Origin of the sequence: Shewanella sp. NKUCC05_KAH (assembly GCF_019345585.1) — a bacterium.
Taxonomy (GTDB): domain Bacteria; phylum Pseudomonadota; class Gammaproteobacteria; order Enterobacterales; family Shewanellaceae; genus Shewanella; species Shewanella oncorhynchi.
On the sequence record NZ_JAHKQZ010000022.1, the window covers coordinates 85,629 to 95,453 of the forward strand.

Sequence of the window (9,825 nt, forward strand, 5' to 3'; positions counted from 1 at the left end):
GTAGGTTAGGCTTTGCTGATTTGGCATAGGCTGGACTTAGTTTCTTGCATCTGAGTCACAACGTCGTAGCCATAAGTTAAAATGGTGTTTGCAGATTCGCCTATCACGTAAGGCACAGTGCCTTCTGGATAGTTTTTCGCTAGGCTTTCGCCTTCAAACACCCCAGCAAAGTGGTATGGCATAAAACATTCACCGGCAATAACGCGCGGTGTCACCATAGCCTTAACCGTGATTTTGGCGCCTTCTGGACCATGAACAAAAACATTGTCACCGTCACGAATACCACGATCCGCTGCATCTGCAGGGTTCATTTCGATGAACATTTCTTGTTGTAGTTCAGCTAACCAAGGGTTAGAACGGGATTCTTCACCACCACCTTCATATTCCACTAGGCGGCCTGATGTGAGTGCCAATGGGAAGTCTTTAGCAAAATCCTTGTCTTGAATTGACTTATACAGTGTCGGTAAACGTGCAACCATACGATCTTCGTAGGTGGGGTATTTAGCGACTAAGTCACGACGAGGCGTGTAAAGTGGTTCGCGGTGGCGTGGAATATCGTCTGGGAATGTCCATACAATACAACGAGCTTTAGCGTTACCGTAAGGGATACAGCCGTGCTTGATAGCAACACGTTGGATACCGCCGGAAATGTCAGTTTTCCAGTTTTTGCCTTCGGCGTGTTTTTTCTCGTTTTCGGTCAGGTCATCCCACCAACCTAATTGCTTAAGCATATCGGCGGTAAATTCAGGATAGCCATCTTGGATCTCACTGCCTTTAGAGTAAGTACCTTCGGCAAGAATATTATTGCCTTCATGTTCCACACCATAGCGAGCACGGAAGTTACCGCCACCGTCTTTCACATGTTTGGCTTCGTTATACAGAATTTGGGTACCAGGATGTTTCATCTCTGGTGTGCCCCAACATGGCCAAGGTAAGCCGTAGGTTTCGCCTTTGGCAGGACCGCCGGGGGCTTCTAGGCTGTCAGCATCAAAAGTACCCCAGTTTTCTTGGTGCATTTTTAAACGCTCTGGGCTTTGTCCGGTATAACCGATAGTCCACATACCTGTGTTAAATTCGCGGGTGATATCTTCAATCAAAGGCTCTTCACCATTGACTTTAATATGCTTGAATAGCTCTTTATCTATACCCACTTTTTTGGCGAGTTTGTACATGATCACATGATCAGGCAGGGATTCGAACAAGGGTTCTATGACCTTAGAACGCCATTGTACTGAGCGGTTAGTCGCAGAGATTGAACCGTAGGTTTCAAACTGGGTTGCCGCAGGAAGTAAATAAACCCCATCTTGACGTTGGTGCATAACACCCGCCATGGTTGGGAATGGATCGACAACGACGACGGTGTCCATTTTGTTTAAGGCTTCACGCACTTCACGGCCACGGGTTTCAGTGTTGACCGATTGTCCCCAGAAGAACGCCAGACGAATATTGTCTTTTTGCGCTATCTTGGTTTTATCTTCTAACACGCCATCGTGCCAGCGCGAACAAGGAATACCCGCAGAAGTTTGCGGTTTTTGTCCTAGATATTCGCCTTGATCGAAACGGCTCGCTACCCAATTAGGGTCGAGATCCCACACATTATTCCAATGGGCCCAAGCGCCAGTCGTTAAACCGTAGTAACCCGGTAAGTTATCAAATAACAAACCAAAGTCGGTTGCGCCTTGCACGTTATCATGGCCACGGAAAATGTTAGTGCCGCCGCCAGGTACACCCATGTTGCCTAAAGCGAGTTGTAACATGCAGTATGAACGGGTGTTCGAGTTACCCACGTGGTGCTGAGTGCCACCCATACACCAAATAATGGTGCCGGGTTTGGTTTCAGCCATCATTTTGGCGACGCGGTACATCTGCGCTTTTGGTACACCCGCAACCAGTTCAACTTCTTCTGGGGGGTATTTTTTCACTTCTTCGCGGATACGATCCATGCCATAGACACGGTGTTTGATAAACTCTTTATCTTCCCAGCCGTTTTCAAATATGTGCCATAACAGGCCATAAATGAAGGGGATGTCTGTGCCAGGACGGATATGCACGTACTCGTCAGATTTCGCTGCAGTACGGGTGAAACGTGGATCAACAACGATGATTTTGGCACCGCGTTCTTTACCAATCAAAATATGCTGCATGGCAACAGGATGCGCTTCACTGGGGTTTGCCCCAATAAACATGATGCACTTAGAGTTGCGAATATCGTTGATTGAGTTGGTTTGCGCACCGTAGCCCCAAGTGTTAGCAACACCGGCTACCGTGGTAGAGTGACAAATACGGGCAGAATGGTCGACGTTGTTCGTACCCCACAGTGCCGCAAATTTGCGATATAAATAAGCTTGTTCGTTAGAGAACTTAGCGCTACCCATAAAGTAGACTGAATCTGGGCCTGACTCTTGACGAATTGAAGCCATTTTATCGCCGACTTCATTAATCGCTTGATCCCAAGAGATCTTTTTCCATTTTCCGCCTTCTAACTTCATGGGGTATTTCAGGCGTTTTTCGCCGTGACCATGTTCACGCAGTGCAGCACCTTTCGCGCAGTGACCGCCAGCGTTGAACGGGTGATCGAATGCGGGTTCTTGACCCGTCCATACACCATTTTGTACTTCTGCATACACACCACAACCTACGGCACAGTGAGAACAGATGGTACGTTTGACTTCGGTGGGAACATTATGGCCAATATCTTCTTGGGCCTGTGCTTTACGCATCATGCCTGTGCCCAGCATGGACGCCGCAGCGATCCCTCCTGTGGCAAGACTTGCCGATTTTAAGAATTGACGACGATTGAGACCCAGTGCTGGCGCTTTAGTTTCGACAACCTGGTCTGTTTTGCGGGTTAATCGCATCACACACTCTCCTCTATTTTAGTTTTAAAGCGACGCATAATAGCTACGAATATGGTCGGTTTCGCGGTAGTTCTCACTTTTAGGCTCTGTGGTTGCTGCCGTTTTTGTCGAAGCTAACGCTTGACTACTCACAGTGACCACTGCGCCTGCCGCACTGCCGAGTGCCAATGCTTTAAGCAATTGACGACGGCCCATGTCGGAAGCTGGCTTCTTCATAGTGTCTCCTTGTGTTACTGGATAAGGTGGTACAAACGGCTACCACCTCGGTTATTGTGGAAGCCTAAGCTTCCGTTATTGTTGCTAAGGTGAACATTAATCTCACCTTCGCAGTTTGAACTCATCTCTAACATTTACATTTAGCACGCACATGCCGCGCTATCACTCAGTTTAGTCTTAGTTCATTAACTCTACTGGTTTTGCTAAATCGCTGGTGGCTGGCTGTAAGTCTGCGCTGCCCGGGCAATTGACTGGAATATCTAAGCTTAATTGCTCAAAAGCACTGGCTTCCATTGCAAAAAAAGCTTTTGCTAGCTGTGCAACCGTGGCGTAAAACGCCGCACTTGGTGCTTTGGCTAAATTGTCGCAAAAACGGCCAATCCAACTGCCAATATGGCGTTGGAAAAAAGCCAATTGGCGATAACTTGGCGCTTCTAAAATCAGGGTTCCCATCACTTCACACAGTGCTGCAACGTGATCTTCGGGTTCCTTGACGTTGTCTTCGCGTTCAAACCCTAGTTGCATTAAGTCTTGGCGTAGCAATGCCAGTGGTTTATCCATCAATGAGCCCGTCATAAACCAGCTGCCGTAGGGCAGGATCTCACCACAACCTACACCGAGGAATAGGGCAAAATACTCGTCTTCTAGTTGTGCGCTGTTGAACTGCTGTGCGGCGAGTTGGAGTGATAACCAAGCTTTAGTCATCTCGTTGTCTTCATTGGCATCAATTTCAAGATTGGCCAAAAAGTGTAGCAGTTCAGGGCTTGGCTGACGGCGCAATAGGGCGGCTAACAGTTGATAGATATCGGCTCTCAACTGATCGTTTTCTGAAACTTGTCTTACTGATTCGGTCATAGCGGATCTCTTATCGCAGTTGCTTTTCAGGATCTTGAAGAATGTCTTCAAACATGTCTTTTACCCGGCAGTCGCCACACATTTTCAAGCGTTCAATATTGGCAGAAAATGCGCTGTGCGCGCCGACCATATCCAGCATCCGATGCACCATAGATTGGGTCGCAAAAGGAGAGCCGCAGCGAATACATTCGAAGGGGGCTTCTTCTTTCAGGGTGTGTTGTTGCTGACGGGCAGCTTTATTAAAGTTAATTTGCGGGGTAAGGCTGATAACCTTTTCAGGACACGCTGCCTCACATAAGCCGCATTGCACGCAGTTTTGCTCGATGAAGTGTAGTGCAGGTTTGTCGCCGCCATCTTGTAATGCCACGGTTGGGCAAATTGCCACGCAGGACATACACATAGTGCACTTTTCGACATTCACACTGACTTTGCCAAAGGGAATATTGCTGAGGCTGAGGCAAGTATCGATTTCACCCGCTTGGCTATTGAGGTGGTCGATCGCTTCAAATAGCGTATTGCGTTTAGTGGTCGACGCAAATGCGGCGGGCACGATCACGGGCCAATCTAAGCTGATATCGAGCATCGAATGTAAATCGGCAAGCATGCTTGGGTCGATGAGGCTGATACGTTGCGGCTGACCCATCTCATCTAAAATACTGTTGGCTAAAGAAAGTTCGCCTTTAAGCATTTGCGTTAGGGTTGGCGCTGTTGCATCGGTGTTGAGGATCAGCACTTGGCGCGCGCCCCAAGCGAGTACTGACAACCAATGATCTACGCTAGCAACGGTAATTTCTTCGAGGGCAACGGGGAGGATGTCGCCTGCTAAATCGTCACTAATAAAGTTGGCGCCGACGGCATTATCGTGGAACAAAATCACCGGTGCGGTTTGTGCTTGCTCGCGGAACCGACTAACAATTTTGTTCAGGTATGAATGCAAAGCTTGCGGCGTAGGTAAATCGTAACTGATAGCACCCGTTGGGCAAGCGCTGGTACAACTGCCTGCGCCGTGGCAAAGATATGGATCGATTTCAATTTTCTTTGCGACACTGCTGATCGCATCTGCTGGGCAGAAGTTGAGGCAACGATTACAACCATTGATGCCATTGCGGTCGTGGGCACAGATATCTGGGTTAATTTTGACGTAGCGCGGCTTATCAAATTGGCCGATGAGATCGGGAATTTGCGCAAGGGCATCTTCGAGTTTTTCAGCGTCTTGGCCTACGTAAAAATAGCCGGGTGGCAGCATTTCTAAGTTCAAACAAGCTGCGCTGCTCAAATCGAGCACGATATCGAAATGGGGTTTACGGATTGACACTAAACTGAGTTCGGCAGCACCATCTTGATGTTCAACACTGACTTGAAATTGGCCTAAAAAGCCTTTTACACCAATGAGTTTGTTGTAATAGCTTTCGACATCAGTTGCCGCTGCCATGACACGTTCTAGGTGTGCTTCATCTTGGCTGGTAATGGCTTCGTTGGCTAAAATCACCCTATGGGCCATAGTGGACAATTTGTCCGCGGCAAGGCGAGCCAGATCTTCTGGGCCAATAATAAGAACATTGCCTTCGGTGGTATAGCTGACAGTTGGCGGGATCAGATTCTGCAACATCTGAGTTTGCGTTAATACCTGTTGTCGCGCTTGTTTTAACGCTTCTTGGGTTTGATTGGTCATCAAATAAGTGCTCACATTGCGTTCCTGAACAGTACTTTGGCTGTTTCTTGTTTTACTGTATCTGGGCAGATTTAGGCGGCTGGTAATAAGTAAGTCATTGCCTTTTCTGCTTTTATCTAAGCTTTTTTATATCTTAGTACAGCAATTCACATACCAAAGTTACGGACATTAAAATTAGCTAAACTGACGTTAAACAACTCGGGTATGTACCTGAGCTAAGGGCTCTGGTGCATTTTGGGGTAGGTCATCAGTCTCCCCATCCAAATTGTCCGTTATCGGCTCAGCTGCCCATTCGACTTCGACTTCATTAGTCTCATGAGTTGTTGTTTCGCTTACATCAAGACTCGTGGATGGATTGCTTTCTTCAGTTTGTTTGGCTAAAACAGCTGATTCTTCATCCGAGGTCTCGCTGTCTTCGGCTATGTAACGGAAGACTTTTTGCATCAATTCAGCTGAGACTTCTGCACTGAGTTTCGGTTGATTACTGTAATCGAGTGCATATTCCAAAAGCCCATCTATCTCGTTGAAATGCGGTTGTTTCCACAGTGCACGTAGCGCTGCAGATTTAGCCGCAGGGTCAACATTGGCGCCCATAAAACTTGCAAAGCTGCCGCCTATTTCAATTTCGTCGGGATTGGGTAAATCCGCTGCAGTGAGGATGCGATTAGGATCGTCATGCTCTGCAGTATTAGGTTCAAAGGCTGACTCTGTGGGTTGAAGCTGCTCAACTGCCATAGTGGGCTCGGCTACGATGGTCTCCAGAGGTGTGGTTTCCCCGTCAGCTCGCGCTTCCTCTGCTGCAACTTGTTCGCGCCGTTGGTTCCAGCGACTCAGTAGCCCGCCTGTTTTTTGTATGGATTCAGCCATTAGTCCCTCCGTAATGGATCGTGACTCGGGCCTTGATTATTACGGCCATCGACATGTTTACGGCGATGAGCGGCAATTTCGACTTCACCATATTGGGTGATAAAGGCTTCAATCCAACAAGCGATAGCTTTTGGCATCAATAAGTTGAGGACAGGGGTATTGCCCTCAAGACAACCCGCCGCGACATTCTGATCCGCCGATAATGCCGCCGGTATCCAAGTGCCATCGGCCGTTTCATCACATACTAAATACAGCATGGCGTTATCTAAATCGAGATTGAGGCGATAGCTGGCGCGTTCGTCTTTGTGCAGTTCGAGTAGCACTAAGGTTGCATCGTCTGGGGCTTGATGGGTGGCGGGAAGTAGGTGATCAATTTCCCATTGTACTGAGGTCCAGCGGCCAACTTGCTTCTCTACTTTCTTGAGTGAAACGTACATAGGCCAAACACTAGTTGTATGTTGCATTGTCTCTCCGTCTCAGCCGTGTTGATGGACAAACCGTAGAGTGAACGGTTCGGTTTTACCAACAAATTGCGATAAAAGGTCACTGCAATATTGGTGCCAGTAAACATAGTGGATTAGTTTGAGCTAGATCATCAAAAACACCCTATAAATTGGACATTTTGTCCAGTACAGGATTTTGTTTGGGACATAAAAGGGCTAATGAAAAATCAGCATTGCGGCAGATCACGCATTTAACCCCAATTTTTATGTCTAGGTATAAATATTGCTATGCTCTGGCCATGACTCGTTAAGCGGTAACATTATGATCTCTGAAAATATCACTATTCCTGATAACAACATGAGCACAGATAGCGAAATAGCGGCAGCCAATCCTTCTCAAAAAACTCAGCATCAGTGTTCTTTTGTGAGAACTCAAGTGGAAGTACCGCTAACCATTGCTGTAAAAGCAGTGAATGAAGCCGGGGAAGTGTTGGATAAATTTGTCGCCTGCGAACGTCCGCTTACCGTGTATTTGAACTGGCGACCAATAGTGACACTTATGACCCTAGGGGCGAAACCTGAGTCACTGGCGTTAGGTTATCTTAAGAACCAAGGCTTTATTTCGGATGTCAGTCTATTGGACTCGGTTATTGTCGATTGGGATGTGAGTTCTGCAGCCGTGGTTACCCGTGAACAAACCGCCGATCTGGATGAGAAACTCTCCGAAAAAACGGTGACATCAGGCTGTGGTCAAGGCACGGTTTATGGCAGTTTTATGCAAGATTTAGACGGCATCAATTTACCAACGCCAAGTCTTAAGCAAAGCACCCTTTATAGCTTATTGAAAAATATCAACGAATATAATGAAACCTATAAAAATGCGGGTGCTGTACACGGTTGTGGCTTGTGCGAAGACGATAAAATTATGGCTTTCGTCGAGGATGTTGGCCGTCATAATGCCGTAGATACTTTGGCTGGGGATATGTGGCTGACTCAGGATCGCGGCGATAATAAGATATTTTATACCACTGGCCGCTTAACTTCGGAAATGGTGATTAAAGTCGCCAAAATGGGGATCCCTATTTTGCTATCACGCAGTGGCGTGACTCAGATGGGCTTAGCACTAGCGCAGCAGTTGGGTATTACTATTATTGCCCGCGCCAAAGGTCGTCACTTTTTGGTGTACCACGGTAGTGAAAATCTGCAGTTTGATGCCAATACGGCTCCTTAGCCCCAAGTTAGCCAAGACAGTAATGCTAAAACTTACATGCAGTAACGAAGAATAAGACAAGGAAACAAGATGACGTCTGCCAGTGAATTGGTCTACATGAGCGCGAAGCAAGTGGCCGAGTATTTAGATCTTAATGAGAAAAAAGTCTACGCCATGGCTAATGACAGAATTCTCCCCGCCACTAAAATCACCGGTAAATGGCTATTTCCGAAAGTGTTAATCGACCGTTGGGTAATGGATTCTTGCCACAGTGGCATGCTGACCGACCGTTTATTGATCACTGGTAGTGACGATCCACTATTATCTATGCTGGTGGCGCGTTTGATGGCGCAAGTTGGTAGCCGTGAGTTGATAAGCTACAGCGCAACAGGTTCACGCTTAGGGTTAGAGTTGCTTGCTAAAGGTTATGCCGATGTGTGCACCTTACACTGGGGTAGCATGGAGGATAGAAATATTCGCCACCCAGCTTTACTTAAAGGTTATAACAATCATCAGCAATGGATCATGGTGCATGGTTACTCCCGTCAGCAAGGGTTGATCATGCGTGCCGATATGCACCACAGATGCCAAGAAGAAGATAAAGTCGTGAACTTGCCTTGGCGTTGGGTGAGTCGTCAGGGGGGCGCAGGTAGCCAACAGCACTTAGAGCATTGGTTGTTAAAGCAAGGTGCTCGCTTAGATCAACTTAATGTCGTGCTAACTGCCTATAGTGAACGCGAGTTGGCGGGTTATATCGCTAGGGGGGATGCCGATATTGGTTTTGGTTGTCAATCTGTGGCTTTGGAAAGTGGTTTAAGTTTCGTGCCGCTGATTAAAGAGTCTTTCGATTTCGTTATGCCGCAAAGCATTTACTTCCGTCGTCAACTTCAACAACTTTTTACTATGTTGGCGAGCGGTCACTCGAGGCAAATGGCGGCACTACTTGGTGGCTATGATCTTACAGACTGTGGACAACTGCTATGGAGTGCGAGCTAATCCACTCAACTCGATAATGGATTAAGGTGAATAGAGTTGAATGGTCTCTGAACTACTTATTACTGCTACTACATGCTGATATCTAATGTAGTCAGCTACTAACGAATAAGTATCAAAGAGACCCTCTTTCTATTGCGGATTACGTCGTTTCGACTTTCTATGGTGGGTTGGTGGGAGGCAACTACTATATATAGGTAAAGTATCTTTATCGCCAAATACACTCAGAGTGTCATCTTCTTCTGTTGTTCCCCGTCATTCTCCCATTAACGACTCTATATAAAAGTGGAGGTGAGATATTCCGGTTCAAGCAGCCGTTATTTTCATTTAAATCTGATAGCATTCATGCTCATGATCCCTTTGTCTTGATACTGTACGCTGGTAATCAATTGGGCCAAATTACAGATAAAACGCTATTTTGTGGATAACTTTGGGGGTAAGTAGTGGGTATCTTGTGGCTAGATTAGATAATTAGAATTAACTGCAAATTTCCTTAAAATAGGGGTTGCGCAAAATCTCCTGCTCCCTATAATGCGCATCCACTGACACGGCAGACAGCGAAAGCCAGCTGACGAGTTAGGTTGAATTGATTAGCTTTTGAGCACTTAATTCAAGCGCAGCAAGAAGTTGTAAAATACTCCTTGACGCGAAACGGGAAATGCGTAGAATACGCAGCCCTAGCCAACTGGAAGCGTTCGGCGCTCAGTGTGG

At 46.9% G+C, this 9,825-nt stretch carries 8 protein-coding genes; 2 read left to right on the forward strand and 6 right to left on the reverse strand.

What is annotated here, in order from left to right; genetic code table 11:
- Window positions 1-5: 5 nt before the first annotated feature.
- From KO533_RS18500 to KO533_RS18525, 6 genes are all read right to left on the reverse strand, one after another.
- A complete protein-coding gene (locus KO533_RS18500) occupies window positions 6-2,858 on the reverse strand; it encodes a formate dehydrogenase subunit alpha (protein WP_105250554.1) in 2,853 nt (950 codons plus the stop codon).
- A gap of 24 nt (window positions 2,859-2,882) precedes the next feature.
- On the reverse strand, window positions 2,883-3,074 hold the full coding sequence (locus tag KO533_RS18505) for a twin-arginine translocation signal domain-containing protein (protein WP_113940320.1): 192 nt from the start codon (window positions 3,072-3,074) through the stop codon (window positions 2,883-2,885).
- 177 nt (window positions 3,075-3,251) lie between these two features.
- On the reverse strand, window positions 3,252-3,929 hold the full coding sequence (locus KO533_RS18510) for a molecular chaperone TorD family protein (protein WP_105250552.1): 678 nt from the start codon (window positions 3,927-3,929) through the stop codon (window positions 3,252-3,254).
- Between the two features lie 10 nt (window positions 3,930-3,939).
- The gene (locus KO533_RS18515) at window positions 3,940-5,601 is read right to left on the reverse strand and encodes a 4Fe-4S binding protein (protein WP_219255554.1); all 1,662 of its coding nucleotides are present in this window, start codon (window positions 5,599-5,601) and stop codon (window positions 3,940-3,942) included.
- Between the two features lie 189 nt (window positions 5,602-5,790).
- A complete protein-coding gene (locus KO533_RS18520; protein ID WP_219255549.1) occupies window positions 5,791-6,468 on the reverse strand; it encodes a DUF3306 domain-containing protein in 678 nt (225 codons plus the stop codon).
- Entirely contained in the window at window positions 6,468-6,932 is a 465-nt protein-coding gene (locus KO533_RS18525; protein ID WP_105250549.1) for a DUF3305 domain-containing protein, read from the reverse strand. Before KO533_RS18525 ends, KO533_RS18520 begins: the two co-directional genes overlap by 1 nt.
- A 337-nt stretch (window positions 6,933-7,269) precedes the next feature.
- Here KO533_RS18525 and KO533_RS18530 point away from each other — a divergent pair, with 337 nt between their 5' ends.
- Together KO533_RS18530 and KO533_RS18535 are read left to right on the forward strand one after the other, a co-directional pair.
- The gene (locus KO533_RS18530; RefSeq protein ID WP_113940335.1) at window positions 7,270-8,142 is read left to right on the forward strand and encodes a formate dehydrogenase accessory sulfurtransferase FdhD; all 873 of its coding nucleotides are present in this window, start codon (window positions 7,270-7,272) and stop codon (window positions 8,140-8,142) included.
- Window positions 8,143-8,211: 69 nt separating this feature from the next.
- A complete protein-coding gene (locus tag KO533_RS18535; RefSeq protein WP_006083558.1) occupies window positions 8,212-9,117 on the forward strand; it encodes a helix-turn-helix transcriptional regulator in 906 nt (301 codons plus the stop codon).
- The last annotated feature ends 708 nt before the right edge of the window (window positions 9,118-9,825 follow it).